This is a genomic window from Kovacikia sp. CALU 1929, assembly GCF_056784235.1.
Window position 1 is genome coordinate 109117 of sequence record NZ_JBXBCF010000123.1, and the last position, 22325, is coordinate 131441.

At 48.8% G+C, this 22325-nt stretch carries 22 protein-coding genes, 1 tRNA gene and 2 pseudogenes; 10 read left to right on the forward strand and 15 right to left on the reverse strand.

Going from position 1 to position 22325, the window contains the following annotated elements:
• Positions 1-263 precede the first annotated feature (263 nt).
• Positions 264-1019, forward strand: a pseudogene (locus AC1S52_RS33830) (IS1 family transposase).
• Positions 1020-1169: 150 nt separating this feature from the next.
• Here the strand turns inward: AC1S52_RS33830 and AC1S52_RS33835 are convergent.
• On the reverse strand, positions 1170-1316 hold the full coding sequence (locus AC1S52_RS33835; protein WP_482033454.1) for a hypothetical protein: 147 nt from the start codon (positions 1314-1316) through the stop codon (positions 1170-1172).
• A gap of 6 nt (positions 1317-1322) precedes the next feature.
• Here AC1S52_RS33835 and AC1S52_RS33840 point away from each other — a divergent pair, with 6 nt between their 5' ends.
• Complete coding sequence (locus AC1S52_RS33840) at positions 1323-1745, forward strand: hypothetical protein (protein WP_482033455.1); 423 nt, start codon at positions 1323-1325, stop codon at positions 1743-1745.
• A gap of 180 nt (positions 1746-1925) precedes the next feature.
• Here AC1S52_RS33840 and AC1S52_RS33845 read toward each other — a convergent pair whose 3' ends face one another.
• The gene (locus tag AC1S52_RS33845) at positions 1926-3629 is read right to left on the reverse strand and encodes a hypothetical protein (protein WP_482033456.1); all 1704 of its coding nucleotides are present in this window, start codon (positions 3627-3629) and stop codon (positions 1926-1928) included.
• Positions 3630-3769: 140 nt separating this feature from the next.
• Between AC1S52_RS33845 and AC1S52_RS33850 the strand changes: the two genes are divergently transcribed.
• Positions 3770-4855 carry a mannose-1-phosphate guanylyltransferase gene (locus tag AC1S52_RS33850; RefSeq protein ID WP_482033457.1) on the forward strand — a complete coding sequence of 362 codons (1086 nt, stop codon included), beginning with the start codon at positions 3770-3772 and terminating at the stop codon, positions 4853-4855.
• 164 nt (positions 4856-5019) lie between these two features.
• Positions 5020-6672: an ABC1 kinase family protein gene (locus AC1S52_RS33855; protein WP_482033458.1), complete on the forward strand. Its 1653-nt coding sequence runs from the start codon at positions 5020-5022 to the stop codon at positions 6670-6672.
• Here AC1S52_RS33855 and AC1S52_RS33860 read toward each other — a convergent pair.
• The 4 genes from AC1S52_RS33860 to AC1S52_RS33875 form a co-directional block, all read right to left on the reverse strand.
• Positions 6664-6948, reverse strand: a complete 285-nt coding sequence (locus AC1S52_RS33860) for a DUF433 domain-containing protein (protein WP_482033459.1) — start codon at positions 6946-6948, stop codon at positions 6664-6666. The genes AC1S52_RS33855 and AC1S52_RS33860 overlap by 9 nt on opposite strands.
• A 17-nt stretch (positions 6949-6965) precedes the next feature.
• Positions 6966-7163 carry a type II toxin-antitoxin system HicA family toxin gene (locus tag AC1S52_RS33865; RefSeq protein WP_482033460.1) on the reverse strand — a complete coding sequence of 66 codons (198 nt, stop codon included), beginning with the start codon at positions 7161-7163 and terminating at the stop codon, positions 6966-6968.
• Complete coding sequence (locus tag AC1S52_RS33870; protein WP_482033461.1) at positions 7164-7409, reverse strand: DUF1902 domain-containing protein; 246 nt, start codon at positions 7407-7409, stop codon at positions 7164-7166. It lies immediately after the preceding gene.
• A gap of 306 nt (positions 7410-7715) precedes the next feature.
• Positions 7716-9023 carry a hypothetical protein gene (locus AC1S52_RS33875; RefSeq protein WP_482033462.1) on the reverse strand — a complete coding sequence of 436 codons (1308 nt, stop codon included), beginning with the start codon at positions 9021-9023 and terminating at the stop codon, positions 7716-7718.
• Between the two features lie 162 nt (positions 9024-9185).
• On the opposite strand from AC1S52_RS33875, the gene AC1S52_RS33880 reads away from it, so the two are divergent.
• Both AC1S52_RS33880 and AC1S52_RS33885 read left to right on the forward strand, forming a co-directional pair.
• Positions 9186-9698 (forward strand): TIR domain-containing protein, encoded by a 513-nt coding sequence (locus AC1S52_RS33880; RefSeq protein WP_482033463.1) that lies wholly within the window; start codon positions 9186-9188, stop codon positions 9696-9698.
• On the forward strand, positions 9695-10159 hold the full coding sequence (locus tag AC1S52_RS33885) for a hypothetical protein (protein ID WP_482033464.1): 465 nt from the start codon (positions 9695-9697) through the stop codon (positions 10157-10159). The genes AC1S52_RS33880 and AC1S52_RS33885 overlap by 4 nt, the downstream gene beginning before the upstream one ends.
• Before the next feature lie 46 nt (positions 10160-10205).
• Here AC1S52_RS33885 and AC1S52_RS33890 read toward each other — a convergent pair.
• From AC1S52_RS33890 to AC1S52_RS33925, 8 genes and pseudogenes are all read right to left on the reverse strand, one after another.
• A pseudogene (locus AC1S52_RS33890) lies at positions 10206-11204 on the reverse strand (Y-family DNA polymerase).
• Between the two features lie 137 nt (positions 11205-11341).
• On the reverse strand, positions 11342-11572 hold the full coding sequence (locus AC1S52_RS33895) for a S24 family peptidase (protein ID WP_482033465.1): 231 nt from the start codon (positions 11570-11572) through the stop codon (positions 11342-11344).
• A 4-nt stretch (positions 11573-11576) separates the two neighbouring features.
• Complete coding sequence (locus AC1S52_RS33900; protein WP_482033466.1) at positions 11577-11708, reverse strand: hypothetical protein; 132 nt, start codon at positions 11706-11708, stop codon at positions 11577-11579.
• Between the two features lie 117 nt (positions 11709-11825).
• On the reverse strand, positions 11826-12044 hold the full coding sequence (locus AC1S52_RS33905; protein WP_482033467.1) for a hypothetical protein: 219 nt from the start codon (positions 12042-12044) through the stop codon (positions 11826-11828).
• Between the two features lie 173 nt (positions 12045-12217).
• Positions 12218-12291, reverse strand: a tRNA-Pro gene (locus AC1S52_RS33910).
• 33 nt (positions 12292-12324) lie between these two features.
• Positions 12325-12690 carry a DUF1818 family protein gene (locus tag AC1S52_RS33915; RefSeq protein WP_482033468.1) on the reverse strand — a complete coding sequence of 122 codons (366 nt, stop codon included), beginning with the start codon at positions 12688-12690 and terminating at the stop codon, positions 12325-12327.
• A 50-nt stretch (positions 12691-12740) separates the two neighbouring features.
• Positions 12741-13514 carry a lysozyme inhibitor LprI family protein gene (locus AC1S52_RS33920; RefSeq protein ID WP_482033469.1) on the reverse strand — a complete coding sequence of 258 codons (774 nt, stop codon included), beginning with the start codon at positions 13512-13514 and terminating at the stop codon, positions 12741-12743.
• A gap of 957 nt (positions 13515-14471) precedes the next feature.
• On the reverse strand, positions 14472-15272 hold the full coding sequence (locus AC1S52_RS33925) for an aspartyl/asparaginyl beta-hydroxylase domain-containing protein (protein WP_482033470.1): 801 nt from the start codon (positions 15270-15272) through the stop codon (positions 14472-14474).
• Between the two features lie 112 nt (positions 15273-15384).
• On the opposite strand from AC1S52_RS33925, the gene AC1S52_RS33930 reads away from it, so the two are divergent.
• Genes AC1S52_RS33930 through AC1S52_RS33945 form a run of 4 tightly spaced genes read left to right on the forward strand, consistent with a single transcriptional unit; the run spans position 15385 to position 21883 of the window.
• Complete coding sequence (locus AC1S52_RS33930; protein ID WP_482033471.1) at positions 15385-16866, forward strand: dihydroorotase; 1482 nt, start codon at positions 15385-15387, stop codon at positions 16864-16866.
• Positions 16866-17174, forward strand: a complete 309-nt coding sequence (locus AC1S52_RS33935) for a sensor histidine kinase (protein ID WP_482033472.1) — start codon at positions 16866-16868, stop codon at positions 17172-17174. The genes AC1S52_RS33930 and AC1S52_RS33935 overlap by 1 nt, the downstream gene beginning before the upstream one ends.
• A 20-nt stretch (positions 17175-17194) precedes the next feature.
• A complete protein-coding gene (locus AC1S52_RS33940) occupies positions 17195-18349 on the forward strand; it encodes a hybrid sensor histidine kinase/response regulator (protein ID WP_482033473.1) in 1155 nt (384 codons plus the stop codon).
• A gap of 12 nt (positions 18350-18361) precedes the next feature.
• On the forward strand, positions 18362-21883 hold the full coding sequence (locus AC1S52_RS33945) for a PAS domain S-box protein (RefSeq protein ID WP_482033474.1): 3522 nt from the start codon (positions 18362-18364) through the stop codon (positions 21881-21883).
• A gap of 64 nt (positions 21884-21947) precedes the next feature.
• Here AC1S52_RS33945 and AC1S52_RS33950 read toward each other — a convergent pair whose 3' ends face one another.
• Positions 21948-22313, reverse strand: coding sequence for a hypothetical protein (locus AC1S52_RS33950; RefSeq protein WP_482033475.1), 366 nt, complete (start codon positions 22311-22313; stop codon positions 21948-21950).
• Positions 22314-22325: the final 12 nt, after the last annotated feature.

The following is a 22325-nucleotide window of genomic DNA, read 5'->3' on the forward strand; positions in this document are numbered from 1 at the left end:
AAAGAGACAAAATCTGAAAGAAGGGGTATAGCAAAAAAACAGAAGACGGTCATGGAAACCATTCTTCAACACGTCCAAGGGTTAGTGGATAGGCTCCTCTGCTTGATGCCTAGTGCTGATCAAAAAGCCAGTCTCAAGGCTCTATTGGGGTTGTTCCTACACGCTCAAGGTCATGCCTTACCCTCCCGGTAATGCTGTAGATTTGTTGTTTTAGGTGTGAGAATCTGTTGGGATAGAGAAGTCCCCTCAGTCTATTCCAACTCATGGTTTTAGAACCCGTTCATTGCCCAAATTGCCATGGTACTCAAGTCATTAAGCATGGTAAAACGCCCGAAGGGAAACAGCGTTATCGCTGCCAAGATCAAGAGTGCAACCGCAGCACCTTTATTCGAGAGTATAGCTATGCCGGATTGCTGCCCAAGGTCAAGCAGCAAATATGTGAGATGGCAATGAATGGCAGCGGTATCCGGGATACGGCGCGGGTACTTGGGGTGAGCCAAAAGACGGTGATGAAAACCCTTAAAAAAAAGCCCAGAGTTGAAAGCTGTCAATGAAGCGGTACTCGCTACGTTAGAACCGACTCAAACGATCGTGCGGTTTGCTTGGCTGAGGATGAGGACCTCGAAGCGGAAGTAGACGAAATGTGGAGCTTTGTACAATCAAAGCAACAACAACGTTGGCTATGGTGGGCAATTGATCATAGAACAAGCCAAGTGTTAGCGTATGTGTTGGCTAGCCATGCAGATGAGGCATTTTTGCAATTGAAAGCCTTGTTAGAGCCATTTGGAATTATGCAATTCTACAGTGATGGCTGGGGTGCTTATGAAAGGCACATTGCGCCTGTGTTTCACACTGTTGGCAAGCGGTATACTCAAAAGATTGAGCGTAAACATTTGACGCTACGTACACGAATTAAGCGACTGGCGCGCAAAACCCTTTGCTTTTCCAAGTCTATTCTGATGCACGATGTGGTGATTGGACTATTCATCAATCGATTTGAGTTTGGTCTACCAATTTAGCAGTAACAACAGATTTATAGCACTACCGTCAACCACCTCAAGTCGAAGGGAGCAGCAGAAGCTACCGGAGCCGACCTGGATCAAAACGATGGGCAGAGTGCCTGGAATGATACCCGCACCAGAGCCGCTGCCTACCTGGTCAACACCTGGCTACCCAGCGACCCCACCGGGCAGGGCGACCCCGATTACCTGATTATTGGCGACCTGAATGCTTACAAAGGCGAAACACCGATCACAGCGATCAAGAACGCGGGCTACACCGACCTGGTTGAGCAATTTGGCGGCAACAACGCCCATAGCTATGTGTTTGATGGGCAGTTGGGCTACCTGGACTACGCTCTGGCAAATGCATTGATGGCGGCACAGGTGACGGGGGTTGCCGAGTGGCACATCAATGCCGATGAAGTAACTGGGTTTGACTACACCAACACGCTTCGGGATGGCGATGAGCAATCCTTTGAAGCAAAGCCAACCGGCAATAACCTGTACGAGCCGAACGCTTTTCGCACCTCAGACCACGACCCGGTCATTATTGGACTGGATCTATTCCGTCCTGCCCCCAACATCATTGAAGGAACTCGCCAGGATGACACCATCACTGGTACGGCGGGTCCAGACCGCATCAATGGTAATAACGGGGATGACATCATTTATGGATTGGGTGGCGACGACATTATTGAAGGGGGTCGGGGTGGCGATATCATCGTAAGACCCACACGTCTATAACACTACCAGCAGCATCAAGCTTTCCACTCAGCTTCAGCGAAACCCAGGATCGACAGACTCTAGCGTGGATTGAATAGTAGGTTTCATGCTTCAAACTTAACTTGTGACAAGAGCGGCGATCGCAGCCTGAAAAGGGGGGTTTTGCTGCGATCGCGATGCATGCTCTATCGACTACTCTGTCTATTGCCCTAGCGAATTTTCCAGCCAGTACCAGCACGGTAAAAAATAACCTGCCAGCACATCATCGATCGCCCAAAACTCTGCAAAGCTATCACTGGAGCAGTAACAACCTGTGAACACAATCAATAAATCCTGAAACGGTAAGGCAGGATTGGTTTCTACCATGAAATCGGTATAGAGGCTATTGAGTACGTTTTGCAGATGGAGCAGGTTACTAACAATTTGGGTAAACATGCCGGTTTCGCCAGTCATTGTTGGCAGGTAAGTGCAATTGTATTCCTGTAGAAAAAGTTGGTAGAGATGGGCGATCGCCTGCTTCAAACTGGTACGCAACTCTAGCGAATTGACCTCATACCCTGCCTGTGCCCATTCACTTAACAACTCTGTTTCCAACAAAGTGTCCTCAAACACAGACAGATGCACTTCCAATAAAGGGCGCAACACTTTTAGAAACAGGAAATCCACATCTGCCAGCGTTAGATCCAGCTTGGTGGGTTGGGACTTGAACAAGGATGAACTCAGAAGCAGATCCGCCGCCTGAGGATTGTCCCAAACAAACTTGAACTCTGCCACATCGGCAGTTAACTCAGCAATCAGATGGGTAAACAGCAGTCCCAAGCGTTGTTGCACCTCCGCATGGAAGAACAAATACACCCTTTCCTCATCCACCTGCACCTGGTTCTCCTCCAGCAGAAACAGTTCCCGGCAGGTCAACGGACCCATGTCGGTATAAGCCGTTTCGCCTGCCCTGAGGGGTTCGTCACAGGTCATCAAAATGGCATAGTCACTCTCAAATTGAGTCAACATTAACTGCCAGTGATGTCCCCAAATATCATGGAGCAGAAATGCCTCTGCCTTTTGGGTGGGAACAACCCCGACGGAACGAGTCAGCGAACGAATCACATCGGTAATTTCCAGTCCCAGGGAGTCAGCCAGTTGGGCACACCAGGCATAATCTAGCTGTTGCGGCGTACAGGGACCAAATACCGGAAACCGTTGAAATAGCTCAAAGCTAAACTGCTTGAGGGACTGTAAAAATGCCTGCACCTGCGATCGCCCATCCTCCGTCAGGCTGCTCCACAACTCAGCCTCACATAACTGCCCATCCTGATAATCAATGCAAAAGAAAAGCTGCATTTCCGTCCAGACACAATCGATCGCCGCTGCTGGAATTGGAATCGAACCAAACAGATGATGGAAAAGCGTTGTCACCCCATCTGCCTCTGCCATGACCGCCCGAATCACCCGCTGCTGCTGATCAATATAGCGATCCACCCCTTCTAGAGCCTCTCGCAAATTGGTTTCAGCCTCCGCAGGCAGCGCAAAGACCTGGCACAACCGCTCTACCGCCTGTTCAGAGCGCAGACTGGCAGGAATTGGGTCGGATTGGTACTGACTCAGGGTGGGAGAAGCCAGGGTACCTTTCCAGGTATTGCCGCCCAGGTGTTGGTAACGAGTCACCAGCAAAGCGGCTCTCACAAATGCCAGCCGAACTTCCAGGGGAATGGTTTCTACCGCCAGAGGCTGCCGCTGAATCGGATGGGCAAATTCTTTCAAGCGCTCCTGAATCTGGCGTAACCGTTGCTGCCGTAGCTGCACCAGATCGGTTTCGGCATCCGCAGGCAGGTTTAGCAGGTACCGGGAAAGCTGTAGTGCCTCCGCTAACAGTTGGCGTTGGGTCTGGTTGGGTAAGGGAGAATACATCCGCTTCACATCACCGCAAAAGTTTCGAGATTATCCAAAAGAGTAAGTGAAGATCCAATCGGGGTAAGCTAAATTTTGCAAAGCATTGATTAAGATTGACCTCAGAATTTAGCCCCTTCACAGTATTACCCTGATTACCCATGACCCATCCACCTCTGGTACCTGTAATTCTGGCAGGCGGCAAAGGAGAGCGATTCTGGCCCCTCAGCCGCAAACACCGTCCTAAACAATTTCTCAGCCTGGATGGCAGCGGCAAAAGTCTGCTCCAGGCAACCGCCGATCGCCTGTTGGAGATTGCAGGCGGTTGGCAATCTGTATGGGTAGTCACCGCCTCTCACCTGGCAGACGGGGTGCGAGAACAGTTACCCAACCTACCGGCGGAAAATTTGCTGGTGGAACCAGAGGGTCGGGATACGGCCCCTGCCGTTGCCTGGAGTACGCTTGAAATTGCCCAACGCTATGGCAGAGAGGCGGTGCTGGGCTTCTTTCCGGCAGACCACTGGATTGAGGATGAGCAGACCTTTGCAGCAACCCTGAGGGCAGCCGCAGAACTGGCAGCCACAGAATCGGCGATCGTGACTCTGGGTATTTCTCCCACGTTCCCATCTACGGGATACGGCTACATCAAGCAAGGGGAACAGGTTGGCTCCTATGGGGTAAACCCAGGTTCCGGTAACGGGTTTCCAGCATACCGGGTCGATCGCTTTACCGAAAAACCCGATCGCCCGACGGCTGAACAATTTCTGGCAACCCGGCAATTTAGCTGGAACAGCGGCATGTTTATTTTCCGGGCGGGTGTTGCCCTGGATGAAATGAACATTTACGCCCCAGAAATTCTCGGTTCCCTGGAAGAAAAAGGGGTGTCCGCCTATCCAGAGATGCCCAAGAAAAGCATTGACTATGCCCTGATGGAAAAAACCCAACAGGCATACGTATTGCCCGTGTCCTTTAGGTGGGATGATTTGGGGGACTGGAACGCGATCGAACGCCTGCTCAAGGGCGACAATCCCAACGTGGAACTGGCACGCCACATCGGGCTGGATACCCACGGTGCCCTGTTTTACGCTACGGATAAGGAAGACCTCATTGTCACGATTGGCTTAGAAGACACGGTTATCGTGCGGGATGGCAACGTCACCCTGATTGTGAAAAAAGACCGCACCCAGGAAATTAAGCAGGTTCTTAAGGAGATTCAGGCAGATCCCCAGTTCAAAGATCTGCTGTAAACGGCAGATTGAGGCGTTTAGTTGTTAGGTTTTAGATGGTAATAGTCATCGGTCCTTCGTCATCGGTCCTTCGTTACTAAACCGTGGGTTAGTACAAGTGACTAATGACAGGTGACAAGTGACAGCACCTACTACCTGACCCCTAACACCTAACACTTAAATTAATGTTTTCACGTCTTGCCCAAAACAGTACCCGTCAGCGCGAAATCGCTGAAGTTGTTTTGCGGAATGGTTGGGGCTATATGCGGCGACTGCTGACTGGTACCCGCGCTGAAGAACCCCAACTGCCTCCTCCTGCTGTCCTGCGCAATATCCTGGTTGAGTTGGGTCCGGTCTACGTTAAGTTGGGACAATTGCTCAGTACCCGTCCCGACCTGCTACCCCAGGAGTACATTACTGAACTCACCGCATTACAGGCAGAGGTGCCACCGGTTCCCTGGCAGGAAGTGGAAGCCGTGATTCTTCAACAGCTACGCACCCCGTTAGAGGAAGCGTTTAAGACCGTTAACCCCCAACCCGTTGCCGCTGGTTCGATCGCCCAGACCCACCGTGCTACCCTGATTGACGGTCGGGAAGTTGCGCTCAAGATCCAACGTCCCGGCATCGAAACCGTAATTGAGCAGGACATTGCCCTCATCCGGAGCCTTGCCGACCTGGTCACCCGAACTAACTTTGGGCGGTATTATGACCTCAAAACCCTGGCAGAAGAGTTTGCCACTTCACTCCGGGCGGAACTGGACTTCTCCCAGGAAGCCGCCCACACTGACCAACTGCGACGCAATCTGTCGGATAGTCGCTGGTTTGACCCCGATCGCCTGGTCGTCCCTGAGATCTACTGGGACTTAACCACCAGTAAGTTGCTGGTGATGGAGTGGTTAGATGGAGTGCCCCTGCTGTTAGCCAATTGTTCAGGGGTAGGATTTGCCGGTGACCCCAAGGCAGAAAAAGAGGCAATTGTGAGTTTGCTGGTGCGAGCATTTTTTCAGCAGATTTACATTGATGGGTTCTTCCATGCCGACCCCCATCCTGGCAATTTGTTTTATTTAAGCGATGGACGGGTGGCACTATTGGACTGCGGCATGGTGGGACGGTTAGATCCCCGCACCCAACAGGTATTAACGGAAATGCTGTTGGCGATCGTCAACCTGGATGCTCAGCGCTGTACCCAACTAACTCTGCAATTGGCGGAGTCGGTAGAGCCGGTGAATCTTGCCCGCCTGGAAAATGACTACGATCGCCTGCTCCGCCGATATTTCAATGTCAGTCTGTCCCAGATCAGCTTCAGCCAGTTATTTTACGAAGTGCTGCAAAAAGCCCGTGCTAACCATTTGCGAATTCCCGGCAACATGGGGCTATATGCCAAAACCATTGCCAACCTGGAAGGGGTTGCCCGCGAACTCGACCCTGATTTCAACTTCTCCGATCAGGTAAAGCCGTTGATGACCGACCTGTTCCGACGGCAGTTGGTGGGGGAAGCACCCGTCCAGGCATTGTTGAGAACCGCCCTGGATTTAAAGAACCTGGGGCTTCAGTCTCCCCGCCAAGTTGAACTGTTCCTGGAGCGAATTACAACTGAAACGTTGCAGTGGAACCTGAACATACGGGACATGGATGGCTTGCGGCGCAGCGTCGATGACTCTGCTAATCGGCTTTCCCTCAGTGTTCTAGTGGGTGCTTTAATCATGGGTGCTGCCCTCACCCTTTCTAGTGGAAGTGCAGGGTTGCTATTTTGGGTCAGTGTTGTGCTGTTCTTCTCCGCCAGTTTTCTAGGTCTCTGGTTGATTGTGAGTATTTTGAGGTCTGGGCGTTTAAGGTAGAGGTGCGATCGAGGCTGTTGTACGGAAAGTTGCTCTTCTGAGTGACTTTCCTCGGATTCGCCTGGTGGATGCTAGTAAGGATCTCACCTCTACCGAAACAGCACTGTTGAATGCAGGTTCGAGATCTTCGTAGTCAGCAAGAATTTCTTCAGTCGTCATGCCGGAACTCAGAAGTTCAAGGATAAACTCGACAGGATAACGTAATCCACGAATGCAAGGTTTGCCGTGGCAGATATCTGGATTATGCGTAATGCGTTGCAATAAGTTGTTTTCCATATTTGACTTCATCAGCGTTAAAACGCTTTTGGCAATCCTGCCTGCTTGAGAACAGCATTTGCTGTATGACGAGATTTGATTGAACCATCGACAACAAATCGTCGATCGGTGATCGGACTATACCAGATTTCATGATCTCCCTTGCCTTGCCGTTCAAAGACACAATCAGCCTCCAGAAGCAGCTTCTTGAGCGCGGATGTCAAAGAGGTAGCCATCTACAAAGCGACCTCAATTAACTCTTGACGATGGCTGGTTAGTTGAACCGCGATCGCTCCTGCATAATCAGCGGAGATGACATGGTTACTGAATAGTAAGTCAGGAATGATATCTCGCAATTTTTGACTCAAAGCCTCAATGGTGTCAGCCTCGGTTGCAAGTCCTGGCACGTCTTCGCTTGTAGCAACCCAGACCGCCGTTTCTTCATCCCAAAAAGCATTCACTTGATAAACTGATGATTCCATACCTGCCTCCGCTTGAGCGATCGCATTTCCAGTTTAAAGCACGGTTCGCCTCGGTGCTGCCTGCGATTTTTGGATTCTGGGGTTGGAGAGCGATCGCCTCGTAGAGTGGATTTTAGAACAGCAGCTACCGTTTGACTCGCTGTACTACTATGGGGGCGATCGACCCATCCATATCAGCTATAGCACAAAGCAAAAGCAAGGCGTTTGGGTATTTACAGAGGGAGGAGTCACAACCAAAAAGGGATCGAACAATGGATTAAGCAGCAGAGCTAATAACTGCACTATCAAGATCTACATATTGCCACTCTATTTTGCATTATAGAAAGCAGTAAAAGGATTATCTGCTTTTTCTGAACTTTCAAGTGCACGTCGTACCTGATTTGCTATTTCAGCACGATATACCTCTAATTGCGGAACTAGGGTGTAAATGCTAGATGTATCAATGCGAACAGTTCGCATTTGTCCAACATCAAACGGAACTTGATCACATGCTCTTATGATTTGTACTGTTGGCAGCCCCGAGGCATGACGAAGTGCTAGTTCATAAAATACATTAGGGTTATGAAAAGATAAATCAGCAATTACAAGACGTGAGCGCATCACATACTGTACCTCTTGCCGTGTAATCATTCCAGTATCTTCAATTCGATCTCCACGTACTACCTTTAAACCAAATTCCTCGAGTGCTGGTTCGACAATGGAGCCAAGGAACAGGTCCGAATGCATACGGAACTCTGAACCCTCTGAACCAATGGGGGTAATGTAAAAGCAAACATTGCTTAGGGGATCTTCCGAAGATTGTGAAGATGAAGAGACTAAGCTAGTTGATGTACTATCGTTGGGCTTAGGTGTCTCTGGTAATACTTTTGGGGAAGCAGGTGAATTTGCTCGAGATGCAGAGGGTGCTTGATCGAGGACATGATCCAGAGTTACTAACCGTTCTGCACCAGCTATATTTTGTAAGACACCAATAAACTTTGCATTTAATAAAAAAGTCTCAACACACTCAGATACTACCTCAGAATTCATTCCATCATCTTTCAAGAAATCAACCAGAATGTTCTTTGCTGGCAATCGATTATCGACATAACGATCGTGCAGCTTCTTAAAGGGTGTAATTCGCTCAATACCAAGTTTAAAGCGCGCTCGAATTCTTTCACGTTCCGATGCATCATCTGCCGTAGCTGTGTAGCCATCTGGTGTAAGTTCAAGATACTCGGCTGTATAGCCACCAGTGGTAAGACCATATTTATTAGAATTAGTCACTAATTGACGGCTTGTACCACTGTCCGCAGAACGTCCCATCAATTCAAAAAGTGTGAGCCGACGAGTTCTTTGACCTGATGCATGCTTCTGAATAGCTAGCGCCAACTCTAACGCTTCCTGAAACGGCGCTGCTGGGAAATCGCGCTGAGTTCTTCGACGACGTGTCCGAGTTTTGGAATCACCAACTGCTGTTTCAGCATCATCTGAATCATCTGAATCATCAGCAAGCAATTCTTCAGAAGGTTCCTCAGAATCCTCCTGATTTGCATAACCTCCGTTGTTATCACTTAAACTACTTCTGCCATCTTCTGAAGGAAAGTCTTGCCCTGAATTGCTAGCCTCTTCCATCGATTGCCCTCAAACGCCGCAAGTATAATTTGGCTCAAAAAAACATTATTGTCGATCAGTGCGTTTGTATTGCCTTGCTTCCAATTTTGACCTTGACCACTAATTACAGTCTTGAACAAATTTGCCAATATAATACATTTGTCCTAATTTAGTGTCTTGACTATGGCTAGAAGTGTCTTTTTCAGCTTTCATTACCAACGTGATATCTGGCGGGTCAACGTAGTTCGTAACCACTTCTTAACACGAGGGGGCTACAACTCGTCTGGTTACTGGGATCATTCCCTCTGGGAAGAAGTCAAGCGAGATGGAGAACTAGCACTTAAGAGGCTGATCAACAAGGGACTGGAGGGCACAACTGTGACTGTTGTTTTAATTGGTGCTGAAACTTCACAGCGTCGATGGGTCAATTATGAAATTGAAAAAAGCTTCGAGCGTGGCAATGGGATGTTAGGAATATATATCCATAACATTAGTGACCGCCAAGGACAGAAGGATTATCAGGGGGCTAACCCCTTTGAGAATTTTACTATTGAAAAGGCAAGCAACTTTTCTTATATGGCAAACACCCGTGTGCAACCGTCTAGCCTTTACCCCACCTATGACTGGTTGTTTGATAACGGGTACAATAATTTCAATACATGGGTAGAGAATGCAGCAAAGGCGGCAGGAAAATGAATAGTCCGAATCAAACCCCACAAACGGCAGGTAGCCTTGCTCCTGAATCCAGTTCGGTACAGAGCTACCTGAATATTCTGCAAAGTATTATTTCTCGGATGGCGGGTAACAGTGCGAACTGTAAAACTTGGTGTATTACTCTGGTTTCCGGTATTCTTGTTGTCATTGCCGATAAAGCTAAGCCCAATTATGCTTGGATTGCTTTAATTCCTGTAATCCTCTTCTTTGTCCTTGACGCTTACTACTTAGGACAGGAAAGGGCTTTTCGCGCAACCTATAATGACTTTGTTCGGCGATTGCACACTGGTACAGTAGGAGCTAATGACTTGTTTTTAGTAGCTCCCTTAAAGGGCTTCAATGTTCTAACTTGTACATTGCAAGCAACTTTGTCATTCGCTATCTATCCCTTCTACCTAACCCTTATTGTTATGATTGGGGTTGCTCGCTTCTTCATTCTCTAAGTTTAGACTCTACATAAATTAGTCAATTCATCCTCTCTTTTCTTTCTCAGGACTCAACCTTACGTTGTCGTTGGATTGACTGCATCAACTTTACCCGATAGGTATCAGCATCCTTTCGCCACACGACTCGATACCCTTTCAACTCTGCACAGTGTTCCTCCAAGCACTTCTGCCAGCCCCGCCGATGCGTGCTGACGCACAGGCTGTCGCCACCGCTCATCTTTCCCAAATCATCCAGTAACCCCCAATCCGCCTCCTGCCGACTCAGCTTGGCAAACTTCTCATAGAGCGGATAGTCCGACTGCACCAGTAATTCCTTTTGGTGTAACACAGGTGAGTTGCCCTCTGGGTCATAGTCTCGGTAGCTGACGTGCAGATCTTGCAGGTCAATCTGCATACTGGTACGGAGGCAGGGGTGTGGTTCGCGATCGCAGTCCGGGTAGAACAGGTAGGAAACTCTGGGCTGGTCAGTGCTGAACTTGACGAGGGTAGCCCCCTCCAGCTTCTTCAGGTGTTGACGCACCAGGTTCTCGTAATCTTGGAGCGATCGCTGGGTCAGATCCACCACTCCGCCGCTACTGGAATCAGCTTTTGCCATGTGGTTAGCGATCTTGGCAAGTGTTTTCGTGGGAGCAATGCCAATGGAAACAGGAATGCCGGTCCACTGCTTCACCGTTCTCCGAATCTGCTACCCATAGTCCACCCGGTCATACTGGCTAAACCCGGTCAAGTCCAGAAATGCTTCATCAACTGAGTAGACTTCCACATTCGGACAGTAGTGGGAGGGTGTCTGCATCACCCGACGGGACATATCCCGATAGAGCGGTGGGTTGGTTGAGAAGATGCAAAGTCCGTGGCTTTTGACGTAGCGCTTCACCTCAGACCCCATCGCCTGCATTTTGATACCGATCGCTTTTGCCTCTGGGGAACGGCTTACGACACAGGCATCATTCCCGCTGAGTACCACAACAGGTTTGCCTTCCAATGCCGGATTAAAGACCTTTTCGCAGGAGACAAAGAAGTTGTTGCAGTCCGGCAAGGGCAATGATTTTAGGGCGCATGGTCCCGGTGAGAACTGTTGCTAGACAGAGTGGAGCACAGTCGTAATTACACCCCACACCTCAAATTCTCCGGAGTGATAGACATTAGCTCCGGGTAGCTTAAGTTTCAGCGTCCCATCGACTACATGAAGCCGTCTGATGAACAGTTCCCCACGACGGCAGCAACGACCAGGCGACCATGCACCGTGTCTAATGAGCGATCCACAATCAACAGATCTCCTAAATGGACGCATTCCTCAACCAGTTCGTTGCCGTCAACTCTCATGAAAAAGGTAGCAGCAGGGTTCTTAACCAGACGGTTCAGATCCAGGCTGGCATCGATCGCACTGTCAGAGGGAGCAGGAAAGGACATAGGGCTATAAGACCGGAGGGCAAAAATTCTTTACCGACGGATGAACCGCCCACAGTTCCATGATGGCGATCGATTCTTCTTCCCCAATGTCCCTGGCTCCCTTTGACTTGAAGTACTCCTTCAGGTGGGTCAGCATTCCCCAGTAATTTGATCAGGGTATCTTTCCAAACGCAGGGAGTTTTGGAGTCAATAAATTTTTCAAACAAAGAAACCACGGTCAATCGTGCCCCAACCCGATCGCCCCGATATTTTCTCAAGGTGGGATCGAATAAACATTAACTAGATCCCGTTCGATCACTTTGGCTTGTAAATCCACAATTGAGCGATTGGCTTTTGTATCAGTCAAGCCCGTGGCAATCTCAAATCGCTTGCCATTCCCCCCCAATTCAACCGACCAACTCCAACGGAGATAAAGACGACCATCGGTAGAACGTACAGTGACACTGCCTTTTGAAGCTTTCAGTCGAGGCATTGGGGGGAAACTCCTGCTGGGGTAACAGCAACATTTCTCCCCCAATTCTCCCCCAATCAACGCTCCAGATCGCACTAAATCGTTCCAGATTACGCTTCAGATTCACCTCTGATCTCAAGGATTCTTAAATTAAAAAAGCCTTGAGAGTATTACCTCTCAAGGCTTTCTTGCTATCGGAGCGACAGGATTTGAACCTGCGACCCCTACTACCCCAAAGTAGTGCGCTACCAAGCTGCGCTACGCCCCGATGTGCTTAACAAATATAACATACCTGCTATTGCTAAAACACTTTCAATAATTGAACGGAACGAATCAGTTCAGGGACGGCTGAAGCAGTCCAGCAACCTTCACCCCCCCTTCCCGTGAGCAGGATCAGGTGCAGGCTATAGGCATGGGGATACCCTTCTACCTCTAACCAGAGGAGATCGCTTTCGGCTTCACAGGCGATGGACTCCTCATCCATCAGTTCACTGCTCATTTGCTCCATTGTCTCTGCCAGTTGATGTAATAACCGGCAAAAATCATTCAGTTCTGCTTCGGTCAACTCCAGTGCCCAGGCATCTGTCCCGACCAGTCCTTTGAAAACCTCTGCATCTGGATTCCAACCAATACGCCATCCAATACCACTTTTGATGATTTGAGCCATTTCTACTAACCACTGACTCCCAATTGCGGTTCGCGACCTCCGGTCTTCTTTTAATAAGTCCAATTCAAGATTTTAAGAATCACCTTGAGACTAGGAATGAGACCCATTTGAGACGATTGAGACCGTCGGTTTTGGGTAAACAATCCTCTGCTGGATAATGCTTTGTTTGTTTCGAGGTACTTGATCAACTGCTGATTTCGTTGCTCTGTAAGGCGAGTCAGGCAACGATCGCGGGCTGTATTACCGCCTCTGCCTGTCTCAAATTCACAGGTGCTGTCTCGGAAGCTGATCCAGGAAAGCTCGGCTGTTTCTAACTGTCGTTTGCGCTGGGGGGATAGGGTTTTCTGAAGTAGCTGGTAGTGTTGGTTGAGTTTGCGATCAGCGGTTTGATGGTTGCTGTTCACTGACAGGGTAATTCCGTCTAAATATGCATTCAGATCTGTTGTTCTTTGTTGGGTCAGTTGGTCTTTGCATGCACTAATCAGCATTGGCTGCATACTGCCTCCTTCTGCCAGACTGCCATAGAAGGTGCATTCATGATCGCGGAACCGAATCCAGCGCAATTGGGCATTGACCAGCTTTTGCCGCCTTGGACCAGAAAGGCTGGGAAGCAGTGCTTGATAGACCCGATTGAGTTCGCGATCGCTGGTTTGAAAACTCAATCCGGCGCAGGCGTTCATTTCAGCCTGGGTCTGGGGGGTGGTGCAGTTTGGTTTCTGTGCCAGGGCGGTTGAGGCGATCAACGGAGATGTGAAACCAATTGCCAGAACACCAACCAGGGCACTAAAGGGAGAATAGAAGCCTTTCAAATTTGTGGGTTTCATGGGAGGACATTTTGTAAAGCACAGTTAGGTTAGAGCGTATCCGATTTTTTGAGGTCTGGGACTGAGCTTAGGTCGTCAGGCTTTTTAGATAGGCTGCAAGAAGGTTCTAACACCTTATTCATAAGATTCCGGTGAGATTCCGGGTAGGCGATCGCAGGCTCTTTTCGCGAACCCGCTTTTATATCCCAGGTAACACGCTTTAACGCGAGTCTCACCCAAACGCAGACAGGAGTGAAAGAGACTGTCTGGGCTACAGGCTACATATCATGGGCTTAATCTTGAGACTGCCCTTTGCCATACCGCTTCCAGGATAAAGCTTACAAAAGCAGGTTACAATTTTTAAAGTTTTTGTCTTACATGAGAAACTGAGACTCAAAATAAGGCTTAAAGTGAGTCTTATATAGGACGAATGAGATGATTTAATTCCAGCGTTGAGCCAGGACGGCAAGGCAGCGATACAAGCTTCGTTTTGGTGAAACAGATGCTGCTATGGCGGTTTTGAATCCAGTGAGTTTCTGCCAGCATCCTCAAGCGGAGATGGGGCGTGCTGTGGCAAATGAGAGGTTTTGAGGTCAACATTTGGCGGCAAATATTCTTTGCCTCAAATGAGACGATGAGAATCAATATAAGACTTACGGCAGGACTCAAACGAGATCATGAGATCGTTTTTGTACCCACGTCTTCATGGGCGAACACGGGTACCGGCATTCTTGTTCTAAATGCGTCCTGAAAGCGCTGTTAAATTTAGTCCAAATTTAGTCCAAAGCCGTTTTCACCCATTTTGAAATTGGACGCAAAAGTCCTTTTGAGAATCGCTTTTATGGATTTGGTTAGAGGCTTGGCACTATTGCTTATCCCGCAGAAGTGCAAGCAGGAATCAAATTTACCACTGCAACGGAACGCCGCAAGTTGGTTGGTTGAGTTTCAAAGGCTATCACCAGCCGCTCAGCCGGAACGTTAAGCTTCTAATGCTTTATCCCACTCCAACTGGTGGCTTAGACCATACTTAATGAAGTCTTCGGCTTGAGCTTTATCGCTCTTACCAAAAACACCCAGGCTGTAGGGATTTTCGTGCATTCGTTGTTCGACTAATTCCTGTTCCATCTGTATCAGGTCTGCCCTCGGCTGATCCGTCTTAAAGAAATCGACAACCAAAACAGTTCTTTCGTACTCCGTATAATTATGCGGACAATGGGGATAGCTGTGATCTAAAACCAAAAATTCACCTTCATGCCAGTAGAGCTTGTCATGGCATATTTTCATTGCGACATCTCCCCTGGGCACAATCAACCCTAAATAACCACGATTCATATGGGGGTTGTAGTTCACATGCAGTTTGACATCTAGCCCTGGATGAAATGTCCCAAAATAAACATTTCTCAGAATGTTGTCATTGATTGAATTGGTTACTTCGATCGCCTCAGTTAACGCCGGGAAGTATTTTTCTCTTAATTTAAGCGCCTTTCCAGTTATATCCTGCGACGCATATTGAGAATATTGAATGTGATGCGTTTGAATATAGGTTTCAATCAACAGCCCTTGAAATAAAACGCCAAAAGCACTGTATTTTGCATTACCTTTAGTCTTTACTGTTTTACTTTTAGGTCCCATTACGTCGAAGGCAAACTTCAACTCCTCCTCAGAGGCTTTATCCTTAAAAGTTGTAAATTCATCCCGAATTGCTTGCCAGCTATTTTGCAGCGTGGTTAGAAAAGGAAACTGCTGGGGGTCTAAATGGTACTCATTAAAACGTTCCATCACCTTTTCTCCTGAATCTGCTTGAATTCAAACCGCTATAATTTCATTCTAAAAGTTTTATTTTAGGCAGCCTGATAAAAAATTGATCTAGCGGATGCTGACAAGAGGTCCTGTGTCTGAAACCCCTACTCTAGATAAACTGATCAAAAATGTGCGGGTGGTTCGTCCTCATCAATCATCGGTCGATCGCCTTGATGTGGGTATTAAGGATGGTAAATTCAGCCAAATTGCACCAGAAATCAGCCCTGACCAGGCACAGGAGGTATTCGACGCTCAGAACCTGCTCGGTTTTCCAGGGGTGGTTGACGCTCACATGCACATTGGCATCTATCAACCCCTGGACCGGGATGCGCTCGCCGAAAGCAAAGCAGCCGCAATGGGGGGAGTAACCACCAGCCTGAACTATATCCGCACGGGTCAGTATTACCTGAATAAAGGTGGCTCGTACAAAGATTTTTTTCCAGAGGTGCTGGCGTTATCAGAAGGCAATTTTTTTGTGGATTACGGCTATCACATCGCCCCGATCGCCCCGCAGCATATTGACGAGATGCAGTGGTTATTTGAGCAGCACGGGGTCGCCTCCTTCAAAATTTTTATGTTCTACGGTGGGTATGGATTGCATGGGCTTTCCAATCAACAGAATCTATTTTTGATGATCAACCAGGGCGATCGCTATGATTTTGCCCATTTTGAGTTCATCATGCGGAGTCTGTCTCAGTTGAGGGAACGCTATCCCACCAGGCAGGATTCGATCAGCCTCAGCCTCCACTGCGAAGTCGCCGATATTCTCAATGCCTACACCAAAATCGTGCAGCAAGATTCGTCCCTGACTGGTCTAAATGCCTACAGTGCGGCTCGACCTCCCCACTCAGAAGGGTTAGCCATTTGCATTGCATCCTATCTGGCGCACGAAACGAACTGTGTCAACATTAATTTGCTCCATCTCAGTTCCCGCAAGGCAGTCGAAGCAGCTCTGATGATGCAGGCAACCTTTCCCCATATCAATTTCAGGCGAGAAGTCACCGTGGGTCATCTCTTGCTCGATGTGGAAGCACCGACAGGTAAATGGGCAAAAGTCAATCCACCCATTCGACCACGAGAAGATGTTGAATATTTATGGAATGCTGTGATGCAGGATCAAGTTGACTGGATCGTCAGTGATCACGCCTGCTGTTCGGCTGAGCAAAAATCTAACCTCAGCGATCCAGATAATATTTGGCTGGCCAAGTCTGGCTTTGGTGGTACGGAGTATTTGCTCTCAGGAATTTTCAGTGAAGGGAGTAAGCGGGGTCTGTCTTATAACCACATGGCAAGGCTATTGAGTTGGAATCCTGCTCAACGATTTGGGCTATTTCAAAAGGGCGATATTGCTATTGGCTATGATGCTGATCTGGTTCTGCTAGATCCCAATGAAACCTTTGTGGTGCGTGCGTCTGAATCCCTATCACAACAAGGGTACACCCCTTTTGAAGGAATGGAGTTAACGGGACGGGTCAAGCACACTTTTCTGCGTGGGAATTTGATTTACGATCGGGGTCAGATACTAGGTTCACCACAGGGAAAATATTTGAAGCGATCGCAGAGATTGCAGTGATGAACGACGCGATCAAAGACTCCCCCAAAGGTGGAACCATTGAACTGGCTCTTGAATACTTGACAGATTGTGTGAAATTGTGGGTAAAAGATGAAGGAATCGGGATTCCACTCCATGAAAGGGAACACTTGTTTGAGGCATTTTACCGAGTAAACCATGTGAGCACCATTCAAGGAACCGGACTGGGACTGGCGATTGTCAAAAAATGTGTTGAACTCCGCAGAGCCGATATTACTGCCAGTATTACTGTGGAAAGCTCGGTGGGGGTTGGCACTGTCTTTACCGTCATCCTTCCCTGTAACGCTTGAATCACGGAGACAGTTCAGTCATGCCCAAAATCTTAGTGATTGAAGATGAGCCGCCGGTTCGGATCAATCTGGTGGCGATGCTGAAGGCAGAAGGGTTTCAGGCGATCGCCGCCGAAGATGGTCAGGCAGGGGTGCAGTCTGCTCAAGAACACTTACCTGACCTGATTATTTGCGACATCACCATGCCCAAGCTGGATGGGTTCGGTGTCCTGGAAGTCTTGCAGCAATCCCCAACCACAAACTCAATTCCGTTTATCTTTCTCTCTGCCAAGTCAGAGCGTAGCGACTTTCGTCGGGGGATGAGTTTGGGTGCAGATGACTACCTGACCAAACCCTTCACCCGGACTGATCTGCTGGAAGCCGTTTCGACGCGACTGACCAAACAGGCAGCCGTGATGGAGTTGAAGCAAAAGCTGGAGGAAATTCAGCAGTCGAATTTGTTGAAAGATGACTTTGTGAGCACCGTTGCCCATGAACTCCGCAGCCCCCTGGCAACCATGAAAATGTCAATTGAACTGCTGCAAATGACCCAGCCAAATAGTCAGCGGCAATTGTTTTACCTGGAAGCTTTGCAAACCGCCTGCAACCATGAAGTGGAACTGATTGATAAGCTGCTCAACCTACAGCGCCTGGAATCACAAACCTGCTTGGAGGAAATAGAAACCCTGCATCTACAACACTGGGTTGCCGCGATCGCAGAACCCTTTGAAGTCCGTGCCCAGCAACGACAACAAATTTTACAGGTCGATGTGGATTCAGACTTACCACCCGTTACCGTAAATCGGTTTAGCTTAGAACGGATCTTGACCGAACTGCTGAACAACGCCTGTAAATATACGGCTCCCGGTGGCAAGATTATCCTGGAGGTGGGGCGGGGAAAGGCTGAAGGCTTAAGGATGAAGGATGAAGCCAGCCAATCAGCCTTGACCCTCCATCCTCCATTCGTTTCGATCGCTCTCAAGAATCAGGCTGAGATCCCTGCCAGTGCATTGCCGCATCTGTTTGACCGATTTTACCGCGTCCCCAATGGCGATCGCTGGCAACAGGGAGGAACCGGCTTAGGGCTGAGTCTGGTCAAAAAGTTTGTAGAGCAGATGAAAGGCAACATTCAGGTTAACAGTTCTGGAGGGTGGACTTATTTTATGATTCAAATTCCAATCAAACCCTCAACCTGACCGATACTCTACATGGACGATCGCCGTACCATTCTGATCATTGATGACTCTGCTGACGATAGAGCCATCTACCGCCGTTTTTTGCAGTCAGATGTTCGCTACACCTACCGCATCCTGGAAGCCGAACAGGTATCAGAAGCCCTGGTGCTATGCCGACAGACAATGCCAGATGCAATTCTGGTGGACTTCATGCTGCCCGCCTCAGACGGACTAGAATTTCTCAACCAGTTAAAACTACAAACTGGCAAGGGGCTGGTTCCAGTGGTCTTTTTAACCGGATGCGGCAACGAAATGCTTGCCGTGCAGGTGATGAAAAGCGGTGCTCAGGACTATTTATTAAAAGACAAATTGACGGCTGAAGTGCTCTGCCGTGCTGTGAACAGCGTCATCGAACGAGGCAGCCTGATGCAGCAGCTTGAACAAAGCCAGGAACAGCAGCGACTGATCGGAGAGATTACCTTAAAAATTCGGCAGTCGTTAAAACTGGAGGATATCCTAGCCGTTGTTGTTCAGGAAGTACGGGCATTTCTCAAAACTGATCGAGTGATTATTTATCAGTTTGATACCAATATCAGCGGCAAAATTGTAGCTGAGGCAGTACTACCGGGATGGTCAACGACCTTGGGTCTGCAAATTGCCGAACCGTGTTTTGAAGGCGAGGTTGGGGAGGTTTACCGTCACGGGAAAAAGCGGGCGATCGCCGACATTCACCATGCTGAGCTGGAGGCTTGCCATATCCAGCTTTTGGAACAGTTTCAGGTGCAGGCAAATCTGGTCGTCCCTATTCTGTTGGGGGGGCAACCGCAGGGAAGCGACGGACAACCGGCGACAGCCAATGGCGAAAGGATTTCGTCCCCTTGCTCCGCTCCCTTGCTCTGGGGCTTACTGATTGCCCATCAATGCTCCCATCCTCGATACTGGCAACCATCAGAGTTGGAGTTATTAGACCAGTTGGCGGGGCAGGTGGCGATCGCCATTCAGCAGGCAACAGCCTTGCACCAGGCGCAAACGGCACTGACAGATCTACAAGCTGCCCAGGCGACCTTAAAGAAAAGCGAAACCCTCTACCGGGCAATTGTAGAAGACCAGACTGAACTGATTAGTCGGTTCCTGCCCGACACGACCTTAACCTTTGTCAATCAAGCCTATTGCCGCTATTTTGGCTGTTCGCCAGAGGAACTCTTAGGCATTTCCTTTCTGTCACGAGTTCCTGAAGCAGAGCACCGCTTCATCATCCAGCAATTCACCTCCCTCTCCCAGGAAAACCCCCAGATTACCTATGAGCATCGCATTATCCTATCGAATCGGGAAGTTCGCTGGCATCAATGGACCGATCGGGCAATCTTTGATCAGCAGGGCAATATTGTTGAATACCAAGCTGTTGGACAGGACATTACTGACCGAAAACAAGCGGAAGAAAAACTTACCCAGCAACAAGAATTTTTGCAAACGGTGATCGATACCGCCCCTAATTTGATCTTCGTTAAAGACTGGGATGGGCGTTATCTGCTTGCCAATAAAGCGATGGCGCACTACTACAACAAAACAGTTGAAGAATTGAAAGGCATCCGAGATGGGGATGTGCATCCTCAGCCGGAAATGACTCAACAATTTTTGCAACAAAACCGACAGGTCATTAGCACCCAGCAGCCCCTTTTCATTCCCCAAGAGCAGCAGATCCATCCAGCCCGTGGCGAAGTATGGTTGCAATGGCAAAAGCAACCCATTTGGTTACCCGAAAGCCAAACCTGCGGCGTTCTGGGCATTGGGGTCGATATTACTGCCCGTATCCAGACCGAAATTGCGCTCCAAAACCTGGCGGAGGGGACGGCTTCCACCACGGGCAACGACTTTTTCCCGGCACTGGTTCGCTGCATTTGCCAGGTCTTTGGCGTTCGCCATGCAATTGTCACCGAGCGGCTCGATTGCCAACTGCATACGCTGGCATTTTGGTCTGACCACCAACTTCAACCAAATTTGAGCTATAGCCCTGCCCTCACTCCCTGCGAAACGACCTTACAGCAGGGAATCCACCATTGCCCTGACCCCACCCCAGATTTATTTTCTGATGTTCCCGCATTAGCAACCCTGGGAGCAGTTAGTTATCTGGGCGCTGCCTTGTTCGACACGGCTGGCAATCCCCTGGGTGATCTCTATATTCTGGATAGCCAGCCCATCGGCGATCGCCAGCGATTTGAAGGTATTCTGCGCCTGTTTGCCGCCCGTGCCTCGGCTGAGTTGGAGCGCAAACGGGCAACGGAAGCCCTGCAAAAACTCAACACTGAACTGGAACGACGAGTCGCAGAACGAACCGTAGAACTGGTCAGTACGGTTGAGTTGCTAAATCAGGAAATCCAGGAACGGCAGCAGGCTGAAGCTGCCATGCGTGAGAGTGAGTCCCGGTTTCGCATCATGGCAGACAGCGCCCCAATGCTGCTCTGGATGGCAGATACGGATGGGGTGTGCAATTTCTTTAACCAGAGTTGGTTAGATTTCACAGGACGCACCCACGCACAAGAATGCAACAACGGTTGGGCAACCGGCATCCATCCAGATGATATTCAGTTTCGCCTCTCCGCTTATCAGTCAGTATTTGCAGTTCGCCAGGAATTTCAAATAGAATACCGTCTCCGGCGGGCAGATGGAGAATATCGCTGGTTGCTAGACCGGGGCAAACCTCGGTTTACTCCTGAAGGCAGGTTTGCAGGCTACATCGGTTCCTGCATTGATATCAGCGAACGCAAACAGATCGAAGACGAACGCCAGCAGGCAGAGGAAGAAATTCGTAAAGCCTTCAACCGGGAACGGGAACTCAACGAACTCAAATCACGCTTTGTCTCAATGATTTCCCACGAATTCCGCACACCACTGACCACGATTCAATCTGCAACGGACTTGCTTCAATACTATGAATGGTCTGCTGAAGAAAAACTGGAGCGGTTTCAGCAAATTCACAGTGCGGTTCAGCATATGACTTCATTGTTGGAAGAGGTGCTGTTAATCGGTAAAGCTGACGCAGGCAAGCTGGATTTCAAACCTCAACCGACTGATTTGAAGTCCATGAGCCAGAAACTGATGGCAGACCTTCAATTGGCGGCAGGAGATCGCTACGCATTGTCTTTTTCCAGCCAGGGACTCGCGCAGGAGGTGTGGATTGATCAGAAACTATTGCGCCAAATCCTGACAAATTTGGTTTCTAATTCAATTAAATATTCACCTGGAGGGGGTACCGTTCAACTCAAGTTGATCTACGATGCCAACTCTATCCATTTACAAGTGAAAGACGAAGGAATTGGCATTCCTGCTGAAGAGACAGAACGGTTATTTGATGCTTTTTTCCGCGCCTCTAATGTGGGGGTTGTGCAGGGGACTGGTTTGGGGTTAGCAACCGTAAAGCGGTGTGTTGATTTGCATGGTGGGCAAATTGCGATCGCCAGCGAATTAGGCAAGGGAACAACCTTTACCGTCACCCTTCCACTCAATTATCCATTCAAAGAGCAGTCCAAATCGGACATCTTTTTTGTTGACGACTAATGTCAGGGCTATTTCATTCGACTTCCATCCGCTTCATTCAGCTTCCATCCGTTGTTATAAATGGTTAGCCGAATGGAAAGCTAAAGCTGCTAAGCGAAACCCAGATTAACCATCCGTAGAGTAAGAAGCCAACTAAAAATGAAATAGTAGAGGCTATAAAGACATTTAACCGATAAGCAATATCAAATTCAAACAAAAATTTATTTAGTAGGACAAACAAAAAGCCTATACAAATGCCTACAACTAATCCAATCCCTGCGCCAAATACTACTAAGAAAAAAAGCCCAGAGTTATCAGAATTTGTTGAAGGCTCCATCCTATTGATGATCAGGAGGGAAACAAACCCCGTACCTCCTATTCCTGATGGGACAGTCCGCTTAAGCAGGATTTGAATCTTTTCTCGATTAGGGTTGCGACTCAACGAAGCCACTGTCTGCCTCCA

Bases quoted from the DNA above. Each gene is read 5' to 3' on its own strand.
- AC1S52_RS33940 (WP_482033473.1), top strand. From the start codon at position 17,195: ATGCCCAAAATCTTAGTGATTGAAGATGAGCCGCCGGTTCGGATCAAT.
- AC1S52_RS33875 (WP_482033462.1), bottom strand. From the start codon at position 9,023: ATGGAAGAGGCTAGCAATTCAGGGCAAGACTTTCCTTCAGAAGATGGC.
- AC1S52_RS33865 (WP_482033460.1), bottom strand. From the start codon at position 7,163: ATGGCTACCTCTTTGACATCCGCGCTCAAGAAGCTGCTTCTGGAGGCT.
- AC1S52_RS33885 (WP_482033464.1), top strand. From the start codon at position 9,695: ATGAATAGTCCGAATCAAACCCCACAAACGGCAGGTAGCCTTGCTCCT.
- AC1S52_RS33920 (WP_482033469.1), bottom strand. From the start codon at position 13,514: ATGAAACCCACAAATTTGAAAGGCTTCTATTCTCCCTTTAGTGCCCTG.
- AC1S52_RS33925 (WP_482033470.1), bottom strand. From the start codon at position 15,272: ATGGAACGTTTTAATGAGTACCATTTAGACCCCCAGCAGTTTCCTTTT.
- AC1S52_RS33900 (WP_482033466.1), bottom strand. From the start codon at position 11,708: ATGCTGACCCACCTGAAGGAGTACTTCAAGTCAAAGGGAGCCAGGGAC.
- AC1S52_RS33845 (WP_482033456.1), bottom strand. From the start codon at position 3,629: ATGTATTCTCCCTTACCCAACCAGACCCAACGCCAACTGTTAGCGGAG.
- AC1S52_RS33935 (WP_482033472.1), top strand. From the start codon at position 16,866: ATGAACGACGCGATCAAAGACTCCCCCAAAGGTGGAACCATTGAACTG.
- AC1S52_RS33855 (WP_482033458.1), top strand. From the start codon at position 5,020: ATGTTTTCACGTCTTGCCCAAAACAGTACCCGTCAGCGCGAAATCGCT.
- AC1S52_RS33895 (WP_482033465.1), bottom strand. From the start codon at position 11,572: ATGTCCTTTCCTGCTCCCTCTGACAGTGCGATCGATGCCAGCCTGGAT.
- AC1S52_RS33860 (WP_482033459.1), bottom strand. From the start codon at position 6,948: ATGGAAAACAACTTATTGCAACGCATTACGCATAATCCAGATATCTGC.
- AC1S52_RS33835 (WP_482033454.1), bottom strand. From the start codon at position 1,316: ATGGGCGTTGTTGCCGCCAAATTGCTCAACCAGGTCGGTGTAGCCCGC.
- AC1S52_RS33870 (WP_482033461.1), bottom strand. From the start codon at position 7,409: ATGGAATCATCAGTTTATCAAGTGAATGCTTTTTGGGATGAAGAAACG.
- AC1S52_RS33905 (WP_482033467.1), bottom strand. From the start codon at position 12,044: ATGCCTCGACTGAAAGCTTCAAAAGGCAGTGTCACTGTACGTTCTACC.
- AC1S52_RS33880 (WP_482033463.1), top strand. From the start codon at position 9,186: ATGGCTAGAAGTGTCTTTTTCAGCTTTCATTACCAACGTGATATCTGG.
- AC1S52_RS33915 (WP_482033468.1), bottom strand. From the start codon at position 12,690: ATGGCTCAAATCATCAAAAGTGGTATTGGATGGCGTATTGGTTGGAAT.
- AC1S52_RS33850 (WP_482033457.1), top strand. From the start codon at position 3,770: ATGACCCATCCACCTCTGGTACCTGTAATTCTGGCAGGCGGCAAAGGA.
- AC1S52_RS33945 (WP_482033474.1), top strand. From the start codon at position 18,362: ATGGACGATCGCCGTACCATTCTGATCATTGATGACTCTGCTGACGAT.